The sequence below is a fragment of the Streptomyces davaonensis JCM 4913 genome (assembly GCF_000349325.1).
GTDB classification, from domain to species: Bacteria; Actinomycetota; Actinomycetes; order Streptomycetales; family Streptomycetaceae; genus Streptomyces; species Streptomyces davaonensis.
This window is the reverse complement of record NC_020504.1, coordinates 8,422,246-8,442,161: the sequence shown is the minus strand read 5'-3', so window position 1 is coordinate 8,442,161 and position 19,916 is coordinate 8,422,246. Positions and strand designations below refer to the sequence as shown.

The 19,916-nt window shown below is 72.6% G+C and carries 2 protein-coding genes; one reads left to right on the top strand and one right to left on the bottom strand.

All coding sequences use genetic code 11. From position 1 onward, the window contains the following. Nucleotides 1–32: 32 nt before the first annotated feature. Complete coding sequence (locus tag BN159_RS37320; protein WP_015662229.1) at nt 33–18,698, bottom strand: non-ribosomal peptide synthetase; 18,666 nt, start codon at nt 18,696–18,698, stop codon at nt 33–35. Nucleotides 18,699–18,874: 176 nt separating this feature from the next. Between BN159_RS37320 and BN159_RS37315 the strand changes: the two genes are divergently transcribed. Continuing rightward, nucleotides 18,875–19,915 (top strand): FecCD family ABC transporter permease, encoded by a 1,041-nt coding sequence (locus BN159_RS37315; protein WP_015662228.1) that lies wholly within the window; start codon nt 18,875–18,877, stop codon nt 19,913–19,915. Nucleotide 19,916 lies beyond the last annotated feature (1 nt).

Sequence of the window (19,916 nt, the reverse complement as noted above, 5' to 3'; positions counted from 1 at the left end):
CACGGCTTCACGGCGATCACGGCCTTGTGGCCTCACGGTCGACTTGTGCGCTCTGCCCGTGCGACGAGCCCCTCCAACGCCCGGAACCAGGTCTCGGCCAGATCCCGCACCGTCTCGTCCGACAACAGCCCTTCCAGATAGGACCAGTGGGCGGTCAGTACCGGCCCGTCCGCCCGGTCCTCGGTCACCACGTTGATCGTCAGCGCGTGGCCCTGCCGCATCGCGGCCTCGGGCCCGATGTCGGCCGCGTCCTCCTCGGGCGCATAGGACCAGTCCGTCTCCTCGGGGACCCCGAAGCGGCCCAGGTAGTTGAACTCGACGCGGGCGGGTTCGCGGGCCGCCAGCGCCTCGCGGGTGCGGGAGTTGAGGTGGCGCAGCATGCCGTAGCCGACGCCGTTGGCGGGCAGCGACGCCAGGTGCTCGCGCACTCGTCGTACGGCTTCCTCGGCGGCCGGTCCGCCCGCGAAGGCATCGGCGGGGTCGGCCGGGCCGGAGTCGAGGCGTACCGGGAAGACGCTCGTGAACCAGCCGACCGTACGGGACAAGTCGGCGTCGTCCCCCGCGAGTTCCTCGGCACGGCCGTGGCTCTCCAGGTCGACGAGGACCGAGGTGTCGGTGCCCCCGTCGCGGCGCCGCCGGTCGGCGAAGGCCAGGGCGAGTCCGGCGAGCAGGACGTCGTTGACGGTGGCGCCGAACGCCGCGGGGACGGCGGACAGCAGCGGGCCGGTGTGCCCGGCGGGCAGACGCAGGACGACTTCCCGCTGGGTGGCGGTGGTGTCACGGTCCGGGTCGAGATCGCGCGCGAGCGGGAACGGCTCGGTGCCGCCGCCGTCCAGGACGCCGGTCCACAGGGGCAGTTGGGCCTCCAGGGCCGGATCCTGGGCCCGCTCCGTGAGCAGCCGAGCCCAGCGGGCGAAGGAGGTCCCGACCGGGTCGAGTTGTGCTGTGCGCCCCGCGCCGACGGCCTCCCATGCCGCCGCCAGATCGGGCAGCAGCACCCGCCAGGACACCCCGTCGACGACGAGATGGTGAGCCATCAGCAGCAGCCGTCCCGGCGCGTCACCCGCGTCGAACCACACGGCGCGGACCATGGCGCCCGCGTCGGGATCGAGCAACGCCCGTGCGGCATAGGCGTGTTCACGTACCGCCTCGCCCAGCGCCTCGCCGTCGAGCCCCGCCACGTCCACCCGGTCCAGCCATCCGGCGGCGTCGACCTCTCCGACGGGCGGCACGTGCAGCGACCACTCCTGCGAAGAGGCGCGCACCAGCCGTGCCCGGAGGAGGTCGTGCCGGTCGGCCAGGGCCTGGAGCACGGCGGTCAGACCCGGCAGGTCCAGGCCGGCGGGCGTGCGGACGACAGCGCCCTGGTGGTACGTCGAGAAGGGACCGCCGAGTTCGCGCAGCCAATGCATCACCGGGGTGAGCGGCACGGTTCCGGTGCCATCGTCCTCGGGGCGCGCCGTGGCGCTGTCGGCGGACTCGGCGACCATGCTGAGCGCGGCGGCCGTGCGATGGCGGAAGACCAGGCGTGGAGTGATCCGTACCCCCGCCGCCCGGGCCCGGCCGACGAGCTGCATCGCGACGATGCTGTCGCCGCCGAGCGCGAAGAAGTCGTCGTCCACGCCGACCTGTTCGAGCCCCAGCACCTCGGCGAATACCGCACAGAGCGCCGCTTCGACGGGAGTGGCGGGGGCGCGTCCGGAGGAGAGGGCGGCGAAGTCGGGGGCGGGCAGGGCGGCCCGGTCCAGCTTACCGTTGGCCAGGTGCGGGAACCGGTCGAGGGGAACGACGGCGGCCGGGACCATGTGGTCGGGCAGCCGGACGGCGACATGGGCGCGCAGCTCGGCGGGGTCGGCGTCCGGGGCGATCACGTAGGCCACCAGCAGCTTGCGCGCGCCGTCCTGATGCACCGTCACCAAAGCCTGGCCGACGGCGGGATGGGTGGTGAGGGCGGACTCGATCTCGGCCGGTTCGATGCGGAAGCCGCGGATCTTGACCTGGTCGTCGGCGCGGCCGAGGTAGTCCAGGCGCCCGTCGGTCGTCCAGCGGGCCAGGTCGCCGGTGCGGTACAGCCGGGCGCCGGGCGCGCCGAAGGGGTCGGCCACGAACCGTTCCGCTGTCAGGGCGGGTGCGCCCAGATAGCCGCGCGCGAGTCCGCCACCGGCGAGATACAGCTCGCCGGTCACACCTGGCGGCACCGGCCGCAGCCGCCCGTCCAGGACGTAGGCCCGGGTTCCCGCCACCGGCCGTCCCACCAGCGGCCGTTCACTGTCGCCGACCCGTGCCACCAGGGCGTCCACGGTGGATTCGGTCGGCCCGTAGAGATTGAACGCCTCGGTGCCATTGAGCCCCGCCAGCCGCCGCCACTGCGCGAGCGGCACCGCCTCGCCGCCGACACCGACGACCGCCAGGGGGCAGTCGGCGCCGCGCAGGAGTCCGCTGTCGGCCATCTGCGCGAAGAAGGACGGGGTCACTTCGAGGAAGTCGAAGCGGTGCACGCGCACAGTCGCGGCGAGCAGTTCGGGGTCGCGCCGGACCTCCTCGGACACGATGTGGACGCAGTGCCCGTCCAGCAGCCACAACTGGGGCTGCCAGGAGGCGTCGAAGAAGAACGACCAGGCATGCCCGGCGCGTAGGTGCCGCCGTCCGGTGGCCTCGATCGCCGGTGCGTACAGCGTTTCGCGGTGGCTGTGGAAAAGGTTGCCGAGGGTTTCGTGGGTGATCACGACGCCCTTGGGGCGTCCGGTGGAGCCGGAGGTGTGGATGACGTAGGCGGGGTGACGGGGTGTCAGGGCGACCCGCAGGTCGAGGTCCTGTTGTTGGGCGATCCGCTCGGCCGTGGTGGGCTCGTCCAGGACCAGCCGTGCGGCGTCCTCGGGCAGGAGGCTGGTGAACTCGCGGGTGGTAAGGGTCACCATGGGCCGGGCGTCGGCCATGACGTCGGCCGTGCGGTCCCGTGGCGCCTCGGGGTCGAGCGGCACGTACGCCGCGCCCGCCTTGTGCACGGCGAGGACGGCCACCAGGAACCGTGCGGTACGCGGCAGTGCCAGCGCCACGAACCGCTCGGGGCCCGCGCCGAGTTGGACCAGGAGCCGGGCGAGCCGGTTGGCTTCCGCATTGAGTTCGGCGAAGGTCAGCTCCACGCCGTCGGAAGCCACCGCGGGCTGTCCCGGGTGTTCCCGCACGCGTGCCTCGAACAGAGCGGGCACGGTCGTCGGGGCGCCGAGGGCGGGACGGCTGTGCCAGCCCGCCTCCAGGCGCCGCCGTTCCTCCGGGTCGAGGATGTCCACCCGGCCCACGGTGACGTCGGGGTCGGCGACGACCGCGCGCAGGACGCGCCGCAGCCGGTCGGCGAAGGACTGGGCGGTGGTGTGGTCGAACAGGTCGGCGCTGTACTCCAGGACCCCGTCGACGCCGCTGCCGTCGGGGCGCTCCACGAAGTCGAAGGACAGGTCGAACTTGGCGGTCGTCTGCGCCACGTCGTCCCGGCGGGCGCGCAGGCCGGGCAGGCCCGCCTCCTCCTCACCGGCGGCCAGGTACACGACCATCACCTGGAACAACGGGTGCCGAGCCAGGGACCGGGCCGGGTTGAGCACTTCCACCAGCCGCTCGAACGGAACGTCCTGGTGGTCGAACGCCGCGAGATCGGCCTCCCGCACCCGGGCCAGCAGCTCGCGGAAGGTGGGGTCACCGGAGGTGTCGGTGCGCAGCACCAGGGTGTTGAGGAAGAAGCCGACCAGGTCCTCCAGAGCCGCGTCGGTGCGCCCGGAGATCGGACTGCCGATCGGGATGTCCTCGCCGGCGCCCAGCCGGGTGAGGAGGGCTGCCACGGCGGCCTGGAGCACCATGAACGCGCTGACGCCATGGTCGCGGGCCAACCGCTGGAGATCCGCGGCGAGTTCGGCGTCGAGCGACAGGTCGGCCGAGCCGCCCCGGTAGGTGGCCTCCAGCGCTCGCGGCCGGTCGACGGGCAGCGCCAGCTCCTCCGGCAGGCCCGCCAACGCGCCCTGCCAGTAAGCGATCTGGCGGTCCCCCACCTCGGCGAGCAGCCGCTGCTGCCAGAGCGTGTAGTCGGCGTACTGCACCGGCAGCGGTGCCCACTCGGGCGCCCGCCCCTCGGTCCGGGCGGCGTAGGCGAGGGCCAGATCCCGGTTCAGGGGTGCCTGCGACCACTCGTCACCGGCGATGTGGTGCAGCAGGAGCAGCAGCGTCCACTCCTCCTCGCCGGTGCGGAACACATGGACGCGCAGCGGGATTTCGCGGTCCAGCGCGAAGCCGTACGTCCCGGCCTGCTTCAGCCGGTCGGCCAGCCGTTCCTCTGCGATGTCCTCCGTCTCGAAGGGGATGCGGACCTCGTCCGGGTCCAGCACCCGCTGGTAGGCCCGGCCCTCTACGTCGGGGAACACCGTGCGCAGCGTCTCGTGCCGCACGACGAGATCGTCGACGGCGGCCCGCAGCGCCTTGACGTCCAGCGCCCCGGTCAGCCGCCAGGCCGAGGGGATGTTGTACGTCGCGCTGGGGCCCTCCACCTGGTACAGCACCCACAGCCGCTGCTGGGCGGAGGACAGCGGCAGACGCTCGGGGCGTGGGCGGACCGTGAGCGCGGGGACCGCCCTCGCGGTGCCGTCCGTCGCGAGGCTACCGGCGAGCCGGGCCACCGTCCGCGCGTCGAACACCGTGCGCAGGGACACCTCGACGCCGAGGGCGGCGCGGATCCGTGCGGTCAGCCGCATCGCCAGCAGGGAGTGGCCGCCCAGCGCGAAGAAGTCGTCGTCGACGCCGACTCCGGGCAGCCCGAGCGTGCTCGCGAACAGTCCGCAGAGGATCTCCTCGCGGGGTGCGCGCGGCCGTCCGCCGTTGCCGGCCTCCGCCGCGAAGTCGGGCGCGGGCAGCGCTCGGCGGTCCAGCTTGCCGTTGGGGGTGAGCGGCAGGGCGTGGAGGATGACGAAGGCGGCCGGGACCATGTGCTCGGGCAGGGCGGCGGCGCTGTGGCGGCGTAGCTCTGCCGGATCGGCCCCGTGACCCGCAGCCGGTACGAGGTAGGCCACGAGCCGCTGGTCGTGTGCGACGACGACGGCGTGCCCGACGGACGGGTGCCGGGCGAGCACGGACTCCACCTCGCCGGGTTCGACGCGCATCCCGCGGATCTTGACCTGGTCGTCGGTGCGGCCGAGGAAGGCGAGCGTGCCGTCGGCGGTCCAGCGGGCCAGGTCTCCCGTGCGGTACATCCGGGCGCCGGGCGCGCCGTACGGGTCCGCGACGAAGCGCTCCGCGGTGAGGCCGGGGCGGTCCAGGTAGCCGCGGGCCAGCTGGACGCCCGCCAGATACAGCTCCCCCGCGACGCCGGGCGGGACCGGGCGCAGTGCGGCGTCCAGGACGTAGGCGCGGGTGTTCCACACCGGGCGACCGATCGTCACCTGCCCGGCCCCGGCGGGCACCTCGACGGCGGTGACGTCGACGGACGCCTCCGTGGGCCCGTACAGGTTGTGCAGCCGCGCGGGCAGCAGCCGGTGGAAGCGCTCGGCGACCGACGGCGGCAGCGCCTCGCCGCTGCACATCACCTGACGCAGTCCGGTGCAGTGCGCGGCGGCCGGTTCCTCCAGGAAGGCCTGGAGCATCGACGGCACGAAGTGCGCTGTCGTGATGGCGTGTTCCTGGATCAGCGCGGCCAGATACGCCGGGTCCCGGTGGCCTTCCGGCCGCGCGACGACCAGCGTGGCGCCGGTGATCAGCGGCCAGAAGACCTCCCAAACGGAGACGTCGAACCCGGCGGGGGTCTTCTGGAGCACCCGGTCCTCGGGCGTGAGCCGGTAGGTGTCCTGCATCCACAGCAGCCGGTTCACGATGCCCGCGTGCGGGACGACGACTCCCTTGGGGCGGCCGGTGGACCCCGAGGTGTAGATGACGTAGGCCGGGCTCAACAGGTCGTAGGCTGCGGGGAGTTCACCCTGCGGCCCGTCCGGGAGCGCGTCCCGGATCACGCACACCGGTCGCGCGTCGTCCAAGGTGAACGCGAGGCGCTCCGGCGGCAGGTCGGGGTCCAGCGGCAGATACGCGCCGCCGACCCTGTGCACCGCGAGCAGGGCCACGATCAGCTCGGCCGACCGGGGCAGCGCCACCCCCACCGTGCTCTCGGAGCCCACGCCCATCCCGGCGAGAACCCGTGCCGTGTGCTCTACGCGGGCATCCAACTCAACATAGGTGAGCCGCTGTTCGCCGAAGACCAGGGCCAGGGCGTTGGGCGTCCGGGCGGCCTGTTCACGGAACAGCTCCGGCAAGGTCGTAGCGCTCACGTCGTGCGCGGTGTCGTTCCACCGCTCGATGACCAGCTCGCGTTCGTCGGCGTCCAGGACCTGGAGGTCGCGCACGCGCAGGTCCGGGTCGGTGGCCACCTGCTCGAGCAGCCGGACGAGTTGGCGGGTCAGCCGCCGCGCCGCCGACTCGTCGCACAGGTCGAGGGCGTGCTCCAGCAGGAGCACCAGTCGGCCGGGACCCGTCTCGTCCACGAAGGTGAAGTGGAGGTCGAACTTGGCCATGCCGGTGTCCATGTCGAACCACTCGGTGGGCAGCGCCAGCACGTCGGGGTCGCCGTCGGGCCGGTAGTGGTAGCCGAGCATGACCTGGAAGAGCGGGTTGCGGCCGGTCGCCCGGGGTGGGTTGAGGGCCTCGACGAGTTGGTCGAAGGGCAGGTCCTGGTGCTCGAAGGCGGCCAGGGAGGACTCTCGTACGCGGGCCAGCAGGGCCCGGAAGGTGAGGTCGGGGCCGGAGAGGTCGGTGCGCAGGACGAGGGTGTTGACGAAGAAGCCGACCAGGTCGTTCAAGGCCTCGTCGGTGCGGCCCGCGACGGGTGCGCCGAGCGGGATGTCCTCCCCCGCGCCCAGCCGGTTGAGCAGAGCGGCGGTGGCGGCCTGGAACAGCATGAACATGCTGGTGCCGGTGGCCCGGGAGAGGTCGCGCAGGGCTCGGCCGATGTCGGGGTCCAGCTCCAGACGGACCTTGCCGCCGCGTCCGGTGGGCTCGTCCGGGCGTGGCCGGTCGAGGGGCAGGGCCAGTTCGTCGGGGAGGTCGCGCAGGGCCTCGCGCCAGTACGCGAGCTGTCCGGCGCCGACCTCGCCGAGCAGGGTGTCCTGCCACAGGGTGTAGTCGGCGTACTGGACCGGCAGCGGCGCCCAGTCGGGGGCGCGGCCCTCGCGGCGGGCCTGGTAGGCGGTGCCGAGATCGGTGAGGAAGGGCCGGTCGGACCACTCGTCGGTGGTGCTGTGGTGCAGCATCAGCGCCACGACGTGATCAGCGCGGCCGAGCCGCAACACCTCGGCGCGCACCGGGAGTTCGATGCTCAGGTCGAAGGGGCGGCGCTGGGCGGCGGTGATCCGCGCGGCCAGATCTTCCTCGGCGCAGTCCTCGACGACGAAGGAAGGCTCGGCCTCCCCGATCCACTGGTATGGCTCGCCGTCGTCCTCCAGGAACCGGGTCCTCAACGCCTCATGACGTCCCGTCACATCACGCAAGGCGGCACGCAGCGCGTCGAGATCGAGCGAACCCCGAAGCCGGAAGACGAGCGGGAAGTTGTAGGCGACGCCCCCTGTGATCCGCTCGACCAGCCAGAGCCGCCGCTGGGCGGCCGACAGCGGAATCCGCGCGGGCCGCTCCGCGACCGGCTCCAGCACCGGGCGTGCCGGCCGCCCGGCCCGTGCCCGCAGGGCGAGCGCCTCCGGCGTCGGAGCCTCGAAGAGGTCCCGGATCGCCAGTTCCGCGCCCAGTTCGGTGCGCGCCCGGCTGATCAGCCGGGTGGCGAGCAGCGAGTGTCCGCCCAGGTCGAAGAAGTCGTCCTCCGCGCCGGTGCGCGGCAGCCCCAGCACCTCGGCAAAGAGTCGGCACAGCACCTCCTCGACCGGAGTGCGGGGCCCACGCCCCGCCGACAGGGCCACCGCGGGCGCGGCGTCCGGCAGGGCGCGCACATCGAGCTTGCCGTTGTCGTTCATCGGCAGCCTGGGCAGCACCACGAAGGCGGCCGGGACCATGTATCCGGGCAGCCGTCGTCCCAGGTCGTCCCTGAGCCGCCGGACGAGCGCGCCCTGGCCCCGGGTGGCGGTGGGGGTGTTGGCGTACGGGTCGGTGCCGCGGTCGGCGCGGGGGCGGTACAGGTCGAGGGTGCGGCCGGAGTGCGTGTCGGGGACGAAGACGGCATCGAAGAAGCCCGGTTCGTCGGACCAGGTGGTCAGGACGCGATAGCCGTGCGCCGCTCCCAACTCCCGTAGATCCTCTGGCTCCTGTCCGGCGTCCCGCAAAGGCAGCGCCCCGTCCATCGCGTGCATCGCGGCCAGGTCGGCGGCCGTACGCGGGTCCGGGATGCGCCGGACCCTCAGCGGCTCGGTGCCGTCCAGGCGGCCCAGGAGGTCGGCGCCCCAGGTGAGTTCGAAGGCGTCGTCCAATCGGACGGCGGCTGCCGTGTCGGCGTACAGGACGACGTCGTACCGGTAGCGCGTCAGCTCGTTGTGGTGGCGTCCCGCCTTGGTGCGCAGTTCGACGCCGACGCCGAGGGTGGCGAACCAGTCGGGGTCGACGAGGAGTTCCTTCTCCAGGGCGAGTCCGCGGTCCACTGCCCGGCGCAGGGGATCGGCGTCGCGGGCGGCCTGGATGCCGGTCTGGAAGACGCGCGCCTGCCGCAGGTCCCGCACGTCACCGAGGAACAGGGCGCCGCCCGGAGCGAGCAGCGACATCGCGCCCCTGATCACCTTGCGAAGATAGTCCAGGCTCGGGAAGTACTGGACGACGGAGTTGATGACGACGGTGTCGAAGAACCCGGTGGGCAGACCATCCGTCACCTCGGCTGCCTGGCAGCACAGTTGGACCTTTTGGGCCAGCTCCGGGTCGGCCTTGAGGTCTTCGTCGAGTTTGCGGATGACGGGTGCCGCGAAGTCGGTCGCCCAGTACGCCTCGGCGTCCGGGGCGAGCCGCGAGAGCAGCAGGCCGGAGCCGACGCCGATCTCCAGGATGCGCCTCGGGCTCAACTCCCGGATGCGCTCGACGGTCGCCTCACGCCACTCCCGCATATGGTCCAGGGGGATGGGCGTGCCGTCGTAGGAGCTGTCCCAGCCCGCGAAGTCCTCGGTGAAGAGGGCCGTGCCGATCTCGGTGTACTCGGCGGAGTAGATCTCCCGCCACTCCCCGATCTGCTCCCGTTCGGCCTCCTGGCGTGTCTCGGCGTCGGGTTCGGCCGGGACGACGTAGCCGACGAGCCGTTTCGTGCCGGGTGCGGAGGTGTCGTCGCGGGCGATGACGGCGGCCTGGGACACCTCGGGGTGCTGGGCGAGCGCGGTCTCGATCTCGCCGAGTTCGACGCGGTGGCCGCGGATCTTGACCTGGTCGTCGGTGCGGCCGAGGAAGTCGAGGTTGCCGTCCGGGCGGCGGCGGACGAGGTCACCGGTGCGGTAGACGCGCTCGCCGGGCCGCCCGTAGGGGTCGGCCACGAACCGCTCTGCGGTCAGGCCGGGCCGGTCGAGGTAGCCGCGGGCCAGGCCCACGCCCGCGATGTACAGCTCGCCCGCCACACCGTCCGGCACGGGACGCAGCCAGGTGTCGAGGAGGCGGGCGCGGGTGGCACGGATGGGGCGGCCCACGGTCGGGGTGGCACTGTCGTGAGTGCCGCCGCCGAGGGTGTTGATCGTGTACTCGGTGGGCCCGTACAGGTTGTAGCCGTAGGTGCCCTCGGTGTCCCGGAGGGTGTTCCACACCGTCTCGGTGACCGCCTCGCCGCCGAGCAGCACCAGCGGCGGCCGGTGCCCCTCCAACAGGCCTTCCTCGATGAGGAGATGGGCGTAGGTCGGGGTCACGTTGACCACGTCGACGCGGTGTTCCTCGCAGTACGCCACCAGCGCGATGGCGTCCCGGCGCAACTCCTCGTCACAGATGTGCACTTCATGGCCCTCGACGAGCCAGAGCAGCTCCTCCCAGGACATGTCGAAGGCGAAGGACACGGTGTGCGCGATGCGCAGGCGCCGCCCGCCCGCGGCGGCGATGGCCGGGGCGAAGATCTCCTTCTGGTGGTTGAGCTGCATATTGGTCAGTCCGATGTACGGGGTGGCCACGCCCTTGGGGCGGCCGGTGGAACCGGAGGTGTAGATCACGTACGCGGGGTGGTCCAGGCTGAAGGACACCCGTACGGGATCGGCGGGCAGGGCCGCGAGTTCGGCGGCCGTCGCCGGATCGTCGAGGAGGAGGCGCGGGGTGTCGCCGGTGAGGGTCTCCGACACGGCCCGGGTGGACAGCAGGAGCAGCGGGCGGGCGTCGGCGAGCATGAGCGAGAGCCGCTCGGCCGGGTGGTCCAGCTCCAGCGGCAGATAGGCGGCACCGGTGCGCAGCACCGCGAACAGCGCCACGACCGTGTCGATCGAGCGCGGCAGGCCGAGCGCGACGACCTTCTCGGGCCCGGCGCCGCGGGCGATCAGCAGTCGGGCCATGCGGTCGCAGCGGGCGTCGAGTTCGGCGTAGGTGACGGTCCGGGTGCCGAAGACCAGGGCGGTGGCGTCGGGGGTGCGGGCGGCCTGGGCGGCGAGCATTTCCGCGATGGTCTCGTGCGGCACGGGCTGCCGGCCCGCGTCCTCCTCGCGGGCCAGCGCGGCGGCCTCGGCGGGCAGCAGCGCGGAGAGTGAACCGACGGCGGCGGACGGATCGGCCACGAGTCGGGTGACCAACAGCACGAAACGGTCGATCAATTGATGCGCTTGGGCGTCGCCCAGCAGGTCCGGGCGGTAGGCGAGGGTGACGCGGACGCGCTCGCCGGGGGTGACGACGAGGTTGGCCGGGTAGTGGGTGGCGTCCACGTTGGCCACCGCGGTCGCGCCGTGCCGGTCGCGCAGCTCCGCGAGCCGCTCGTCGGTGTCGGCGTTGCGCAGCACGAACAGTGTGTCGAAGAGCCGGCGGTGCCCGGTCTCGGCCTGGAGGACTCCGAGGCCGAGGTGTTCGTACGGCATGACTTCGAGGCGGTCGCGCTGGATGCGGCGCAGCAGGTCCAGCACCGGTTCACGCGGGTCGAAGGCGATCCGGGCGGGCACGGTGTTGAGGAACATGCCGATGACGTTCTCGACGTCCGGAACCTCACTGGGCCGCCCGGCGACCGTCGTACCGAAGACGACGTCGGTGCGGCCGGACGTGCCCGCGAGCACCAGGCCCCAGGCCGCGTTGAGCACGGTGTTGAGGGTCAGGCCGTGGCGGCGGGCGGTGTCCCGCAGCCGCTCGGCGGTGTCCGGGTCGAGGACGGCGTCCAGGTGGCGTGGGATCACCGGTTCCAGGCCGCGGTCGTCAACGGCCGGGGCCAGCAGTGTCGGCTCGTCGAAACCGGCCAGGGCGGCCCGCCAGGCGCGGGTCGCGCCGGAGTCGTCCTGGCGCTCCAGCCAGGTCAGGTAGTCGCGGTACGAGCCGGGGCGGGCGAGCCCGGCCGGGTCGCCGCCGCTCTCGTACAGCGCGAACAGCTGGTCCAGGAAGAGCCAGGCCGACCAGCCGTCCCACAGGATCAGATGGCGGCCGATGACGAGCCGGTCACCGCGCTGCTCACCGAGCCGGACCAGCAGCATCCGGAAGAGCAGCGGACGGGTCAGGTCGAAGCGGCGGGCGCGCTCCTCGTCCAGCAACTCGCCCATCCGCCGGTCCTGTTCGGCCGTCGGCAGTCCGGACAGGTCGATCTCGGTGAGCGGGATGTCGGCGTCCCGGACGATGAACTGCACCGGCTGGCGCAGGCCGTCGCTGGTGAACCCGGCACGCAGGGAGGGGTTGCGGGCGAGCAGGGTGCGGGTGGCGGCGCGCAGCCGTTCGGCGTCGACGCGCTCGGCGAAGTCGAAGGACTCGTGGACGGTGTAGACGTCGAGGGCGCCGTCGTCGTAGGTGGAGTGGAAGAACAGGCCCTCCTGGAGCGGGGCCAGCGGCCAGATGTCCTCGATCCGGCCCGGGGCGAGCCGCTCGACGTGCGTGCGCTCCTCGTCGGTGAGGGCGAAGGCTTCGGCGACCGGTGCGCCGGATGCCTCCTCCAGGACCACTGCCGCGTCCGCCAGCGCGGCCGGTGTGCGGTGCTCGAAGACGTCACGCGGGCCGAGCGCCAGACCCGCGCGGCGGGCCCGGCTGGCGACGGCGATGGAGCTGATGCTGTCACCGCCGAGCAGGAAGAAGTCGTCGTCGACTCCGGCATCGGGCAGCTTCAGTACGGCGGCGAAGATCTCCGTGAGGAGCTGCTCGCGGGGGTTTCTCGGGGCGCGGGACTCGGCCCGTACGGCGTGCGGGGCGGGCAGCGCGTTCCGGTCGAGCTTGCCGCTGGGGGTCAGGGGCAGGGCGTCGAGCGCGACATAGGCGGTCGGGACCATGGGGGCGGGCAGGGTGCCTGTCAGGGCCTCGCGCAGTGCGGCCGCGTCGGCTGCTGTGCCGTCGGCGGGTACGACGTAGGCGACGAGCGCGTTGTCCCGTACCGTCACCGCGGACCGGGCCACGGCGGGCAGTCGGGTCAACGCGGCCTCGATCTCGCCGAGTTCGATGCGGTTGCCGCGCAGTTTGACCTGGCGGTCGGTGCGGCCCAGGTACACGATCACGCCGTCGGGGCGGCGCTGGACCAGGTCTCCGGTGCGGTACATACGGCTGCCGGGCGGCCCGTAGGGGTCGGCGGTGAACCGTTCGGCGGTGAGTGCCGGGCGGGCGTGGTAGCCGCGGGCGAGTTGCACGCCGGTCAGGTACAGCTCGCCCGGGACCCCGTCGGGGACGGGGCGCAGGCAGGCGTCGAGCACGCGCAGGCCGGTGTTCCACACCGGGCGGCCGATGGGTACGGAGGTGCCCTCGTCGGTGCCGTCGTAGGGGTGGTGGGTGACGTCCACGGCGGCCTCGGTGGGGCCGTAGAGGTTGTGCAGCGGTACGCCGGTCAGCTCCTGCCAGCGGTGTGCGGCGGCGGCCGGGAGTGCCTCGCCGCTGCTGAATACGCGGCGCAGGGATGCCGCCCAGGCGGGGTCGGCGGTCACCTCGTCGGACTGGAGGAACGCCTCCAGCATCGACGGCACGAAGTGCAGGGTGGTGATGCGCTCCTCGCGCACCAGAGCGGCCAGATAGGCAGGGTCACGGTGGCCGTCCGGCTTGGCGAGGACGACCGCCGCGCCTTCCAGGAGGGGCCAGAAGAACTCCCACACGGAGACGTCGAAGCTGGACGGGGTCTTCTGGAGAACCCGGTCGTCGGCCATGAGGCCGTACACGCCCTGCATCCACGCGAGCCGGTTGACTATGGCGCGGTGGGTGACGACGACGCCCTTGGGCAGTCCGGTGGAGCCGGAGGTGTAGATCAGGTAGGCCGGATCGTCGGGGTGGGCGGGGCGTACTGGGGCGGGATCGGTCGGGGGTTCTTCGGCGTCCAGCAGCAGGGCGACTGCGGTGTCCGGCAGCCGGTCGGCCGTCGTGGACAGGGTGACCACTGTCGTCGCCCCGCAGTCCGCGAGCATGTGCTCGACGCGGTCCGCCGGGTAGTCCAGGTCCAGAGGCAGGTAGGCGGCCCCCGACTTCAGTACGCCGAGCAGTGCCACCATCAGCTCAGCCGACCGGGGTACGGCGACCGCGACGAACGCCCCGGGACCCGCGCCCCGCCCGCGCAGTCGTACGGCCAACGCCTCGGCGCGTGCGTCGAGCTCGGCGTATGTCAGCCGCTCCTGCGCGTACACCACGGCCGTGGCGTCCGGGGTCCGGCCGGCCTGAGCGGTGAACGCCTCGGTCAGGGTGGTGGTCGGGACGGGGTGGTCCTCGCCGGTCGGGTGGGCGCGCAGGGCCTCGTCCGGGGAGAGCAGGTCGACGGAGGCGGCGGGCCGGGCGGGGTCGGCGGCGAGTGCCTCCAGTACGCGGGCCAGCCGGTCGCCGAGCACGCGCACGCTCTCGGCGTCCAGCCGCTCCGTGTGGTGCTTGAGCCGCAGGTCGAGCCGCTCCCCCGGCTTGACGACGAGGGCGAGCGGATAGTGCACCGCGTCGTGGAAGGCGTCGCCGGTGACGCGTACCCGGCCCGAGGCGTCGCGCAGGTCCGGCTCGGCGGGGTAGTTCTCGAACACCACCAGGGTGTCGAAGAGTTCGCCCTCGCCCGCGTGCCCGGCGAGCCGCTGGATCTCCGCGAGGCCGAGGTGCTGGTGGTCCAGCAGCCGCGCCTGTTCCTCCTGGAGCCGGGTCAGCAGGTCGCCGAGCGGCTCGCCCGGCGTCCAACGCAGCCTGGTCGGCAGGGTGTTGATGAACAGGCCGACCATGGCGGCGATACCGTCGACCTGGCTGTCACGGCCGGAGACGGTGGTGCCGAACACCACGTCGGCGCGGCCGGTGAGCCTGCCGAGGAACAGACCCCACGCCGCCTGGACGACGGTGCCGAGGGTGACACCGTGCTCGCGGGCGCGCTCCACGAGCCGTGCCGTGGTCCGCTCGGACAGCTCCACCCGGACGTGCGCCGGCCGTACCGGCGCCCCGGTGGCCGGGGAGTCGACCAGCCGGGTGGGCTCGTCGAGCCCTTCGAGTGCCGTGCGCCAGGCGGCGCGGGCCGCTTCGCGGTCCTGTCCGGCGAGCCGGTGCAGGAAGGCGCGGTAGGGGGTGACCTCCGGGAGCTGGGGGCTGTCGGTGCCGTAGCAGGCCATCAGTTCGCGGTGCAGGACGGGCAACGACCAGCCGTCGGCGACGATGTGATGGAAGGTCAGGACGAGTTGGCTGCGGTGTTCGCCGAGGCGGATCAGGGCGCAGCGCAGCAGGGGCGGTGCCGTCAGGTCGAAGCCCGCCGTGCGTTCATCGGTGGCGACCGCCTCGCCCAGCGACTCGCGGATCTCGCCGTCCTGTGCGGACAGGTCCACTTCGCGCCAGGGCAGTTCGACGTGCCGGGTGATGATCTGCACGGGGGTGCCGTCGGGGCCTTGGCGGAAGGCGGCGCGCAGGGGTGCGTGCCGGTCCAGCAGGCGCTGGGCGGCGCGGTGCAGGGTGGGGCCGTCGACCGGTCCGGAGAGATCGAGCACTTGCTGAACGACGTAGACGTCGTCCCGGGTGCCGCTGGTCAGGGAGTGGAAGAAGAAGCCCTGCTGGAGGGGGGTGAGCGGGAGCAGTTCTGCGATGTCGAGGGGGTGGGCGCCCTGGATCTCGGCCAGTTCGCCGGGGCTCAGGGCCGCGTACGGCTCCGTCGGCCCGTTCTGCTCCTCGACGCGCTCGACGGCCGCCTGGGCGAGGGCCTCGGCGGTGCGGTGGCGGAAGACGTCGCGGGTGGTCAGGGCGAGCCCGGACTCGCGGGCACGGATGAGGAGTTGGATGGCGGTGATGCTGTCACCGCCGACGGCCAGGAAGTCGTCCTCGGCCGTGATCGAGTCCAGCCCGAGCACCTCGGCGAACAGGGCACAGAGCAGTCGTTCACGCGGGGTCTCGGGTGCGCGTCCCGCGCTCAGCGCGCCGTAGTCGGGGGCGGGCAGCGCTCTGGCGTCGATCTTGCCGCTGGGGGTGACCGGCAGGGTGTGCAGCGGGACGAGGGCCGAGGGGACCATGTAGTCGGGGAGCCATTCGGCGGCGTGTGCGCGCAGGGTGCGCATCAGCGCGGCCACGTCGCGGAAGGGCGCGGGTCGGTTGGCGTGCGGGTACGACGCGCCACCGGTGCGATACAGCCCCTTGAGGGGCTCGCCGAGGCCCAGTACGGCGTCGAACGCACCGTCGTCGGCGGTGCCGTTCCAGGTGAGGGCGGCCTGGTAGCCGTGGCGGGCGGCGAGGGCGTGGAGGTCCTCGGGGTCGGCGCCGGCGGTCGTCTGTCCGCTGCTTCCCTCCAGCCGCCACAGGTCCGCGAGGTCGTCGGCCAGGCGGGCGTTGGGGATGCCGGTGATTCGCAGCCGTGGGGGCCGCTCGGCGAGCAGTGCGTCCAGCCGCCCGGCGTCCGCCCACGGGATCTCGCGCTCGTCGGGTTCGACCGCCCGCGGTCCGGGGCGCAGGACGACGTCGTACCGGTATCGGCTCAGCTCGTTGTGATGGGCGCCCCGCTTGATCCGGATCTCGGCGTCGAATCCGTCGAGGGCCGCGAAGTAGTCCGGATCCAGGAGCAGTTCGCCCTCCCAGCGCACCGACTGCTCCACGGCGGCGCGCAGGGCGCTTTTGTCGTCGGTGGTGGCTCGTCGGGTCTCGACGGCCGCGCGCAGGGTGCGCAGCAGTCGCAGATTGCGGATGTCGCCGACGAAGATCCGCCCGCCGGGGGCGAGCAGCCCGGACACGGCGCGCAGGACGTCGGTGAGGTAGTCGGCGCTCGGGAAGTACTGGGCGACGGAGTTGAGGATCACCGTGTCGAAGAAGTGGGCGGGCAGTCCGGTGGTGTCGTGTGCGGGCTGGGCGCGCAGTTCGACCCCGGGAAGGTCGGTCCGGGCGCGCAGCGTCTCGATCGCCTCGCTCGACAGGTCGGTGCCCCAGTAGCTCTCGCAGTCGGGCGCGATCCGGGACAGGATCAGGCCGCTGCCGACGCCGATCTCCAACACGCGTTGCTGTGAGCCGAGTTCACGGATACGCCCGACGGTCGCCTCGCGCCACTCCCGCATCTCCGCGACGGGGATGGGAAGTCCGTCGTACATGCTGTTCCAGCCCGCGAAGTTCTCCTGGGAGCCCTCCGAACCGGCGGCGCTGTAGAGGAGTTCGTGGACCTGCTTCCACTCCTCCACGTGGGTGTCCGGCACGTGGGTGTCCGAGCCGTCGAGGGCGGGCACGACGTAGCCGACGAGCCGTCGGTCGCCGGGCCGGTCCTCGCGGGCGACGACGGTGACCTGGTCCACGGCCGGGTGGCCGCGCAGTACGGACTCGATCTCGCCGGGCTCGATCCGGAAGCCGCGGATCTTGATCTGGGCATCGGCGCGGCCGAGGAACTCCAGGCGTCCGTCGGCCCGCAGGCGCACCAGGTCGCCGGTGCGGTAGAGGCGCTCGCCGGGCGCGCCGAAGGGGTCCGCGACGAAGCGTTCGGCGGTCAGGTCAGGGCGGCCGAGATAGCCGCGCGCGAGGCCCGCGCCGCCGAGGTACAGCTCACCGGTGAGTCCGGCGGGCACCGGACGCAGACAGGCGTCGAGGACGTAGGCCCTGGTGCCGGGGTCGGGCACGCCGATCGGCACGATCGATCCGGCCGGGATGTCCGGATCGCACAGTCCGAGCGTGGAGTTGGTGGTCGCCTCGGTCGGGCCGTAGGCGTTGAACATCATCCGCCCGCGTGCGTAACGGCTCACGAGTTCCGGGGAGACGCGCTCGGTGCCCGCCAACAGGGTCGCGGTGGGCGGTAGTTGGATGTCGTCGGGCAGGGCGGCGAGGAGCGCGGGCGGCAGGATCATGAAGGTGATGCCGTGCGCGTGGGCGTAGTCGGCGAGCGGTGCGCCGGGCACCCGTCGTTCGGCCGGTACGACGACCAGGCGGCCGCCGGAGAGCAGTCCGAGGCACAGGTCCCAGAAGGCCACGTCGAAGCTGGGCGAGGCGAATTGGAGGACCCTGCTGTGCGGGCCGATGCCGAACCGTTCGCTCTGGGTGGCGACGAGCTTCGCGACCCCGCTGTGGGCGAGGACGACGCCCTTGGGGCGACCGGTGGAGCCGGAGGTGTAGATGACGTAGGCGGCGTTGTGCACGGTGATCGGCGCGTCGGGGTCGCGGGCCGGGCGCGCGGCGAGCTCTTCGGCCGTCTCGGGCGCGTCGAGCGTCAGCAGGGCCATGCCGTCCCGTCCGGGCAGGTCCTGGGCGGTCTCCTCGGTGGTGACCATGCAGACGGGGGCGGCGTCGCCGAGCATGTAGGCGATGCGGTCGGCCGGATAGTCGTGGTCGATGGGCAGGTAGGCGGCGCCGGACTTGAGGACGGCGACCTCGGCGACGATCAGGTCGGTGGAGCGCGGCAGGGCGAGGGCGACGATGCGCTCGGGCCCGGCGCCGCGGGCTTGCAGGGCGTGGGCGAGCCGGTTGGCGCGCCGGTCCAGCTCGGCGTAGGTCAGTTCCTCGTCCTCGAAGACCAGGGCCACGGCGTCGGGGCGGGTGCGGACCTGCTCGGCGAACATCGCGGGCCAGGTGTCCGCGGGGACCGTGTGCTCGGTGGCGTTCCAGTCGACGACGACCTGGCGGTACTCCTCCTCACCCATCAACGCGAGCCGTGCGACGGGGGTTTCCGGGCGGTCGAGGGCGTCGGTGAGCAGAGTGCGGTAGTGGCCGAGCAGTCGATCGACGGCCGGGGCATCGAACAGACGCGGGTCGTAAGTCGCCCTGATCTCGCCCTCGTCCACCTCCAGGAGCAGATCGACGGGCTCGTCCCCTGCGGGTCGAGTCGGGGTGGCGAGCGCGGTGTTGAAGAAGAAGCCGCCGCCGCGGGTCGGCCGGGGGCGCAGGTCCTCGATCAGCAGGTCGAGGGGCAGCCGGTGGGTCTCGGCGTCCTCCCAGGCCTGCTCCACTCGCCTCAACAGGCCCTGGAAGGTGGGCGCGTGGTCTACGGATACGCGTAACGGCAGTCCGTCGTGGCCCACGGTGATGTCGACGGCCTGGCTGTAGCGGTGCAGCAAGGCGACGAAGGCGGTGAGCAGTTCGATGTCGGTGGCGGCCGGGAGGCCGGTCAGGGTGCGGAGTTCCCGGCCGGGGTGCGGCTCGGGGGGATGAGGTCGGTCGGAGGGCAGTGAGACTTCCGGCGGAAGCGGTGCGAACAACCGCTGCCAATAGGCCAGGACTTCCTCGGAACCGCACACAGCAGCGCGTCCTCCCCAGGGGTCGTTCCCGGCCTGGGCCGGGGATCGGCGCCATAGTAAGGTAAGGGTTACCTAATTAATAGGCCGCACGCAGATTTGTCCAAGGGGATGGGACGAAGGCCGAACTCCGCCTAAAGTCCGTCCAGTTAAGGCAAGGCTGACCAAAGGAAGTGACGTTGGGGACCTCGGCGGTCCGGGCGGCGAAAGGCCCCCGCGCGGTACTCCTGCTCGCGCTCTCGAGCGCGGCGCTGCTGGTCCTGTGCGGCCTGTCGATGGCGTACGGCGCGCTCGGCGTCCCGCTCGACCAGGTCTGGCACACCCTCCTCGGCGACGCGCCCAACTCCCGTATCGACAACGTGATCTGGTCGGTACGGCTGCCCCGTACCGCCCTCGGCCTCGCCACCGGCGCCGCGCTCGGCCTCTCGGGCGCGCTGATGCAGGCGCTGACCCGCAATCCCCTGGCCGACCCCGGCATCCTCGGCGTGAGCGCGGGCGCGGCCTTCGCCGTCGTGCTGTCCGTCGGGGTCCTCGGCATCGGTTCGGTGTACGGCTACATCTGGTTCGCGTTCGCCGGGGCGATGGCCGCGAGCGTGCTGGTCTATCTGCTGGGCGGGCTCGGGCGCTCGGGCTCGACTCCGGTGAAGCTGGCGCTGGCCGGGGTCGCGGTGACCTCGCTGCTGTTCTCACTGACCAGCGCCGTCGCGCTGACCGACCCGGACGCCTTGAACCGGTACCGGTTCTGGTCTGCGGGCTCCCTGGCCAACCAGAACGAGGAAGTCCTGCTGCGCGTACTGCCGTTCCTCGGCGTCGGCGCCGTTCTCGCCCTGGCCTGCGCGCCCGCCCTCAACCGCCTCGCGCTCGGCGACGACGTCGCCCGGTCGCTCGGGCTCCGGGTCGGTGTGGTCCGGGTCCAGGGCGTGGTGGCCGTCACGCTGCTCACCGGCGGCGCCGTCGCCGTCATCGGCCCGGTCGTCTTCGTCGGCCTGGTCGTGCCGCACATCGCCCGCGTGCTCGCGCAGTACGCCGGGATCGGCCCGGACCACCGCTGGCTGCTGCCCCTGTCGGCCGTACTCGCGCCCTGTCTGCTGCTGGCCGCCGACATCGCCGGCCGCCTGATCGCGAAACCGGTCGAGATCCAGGCCGGCATCCTGGTCGCCTTCCTCGGCGGCCCGTTCTTCATCGCCCTGGTGCGCCGCCGACGACTCGCGGAGCTGTGAC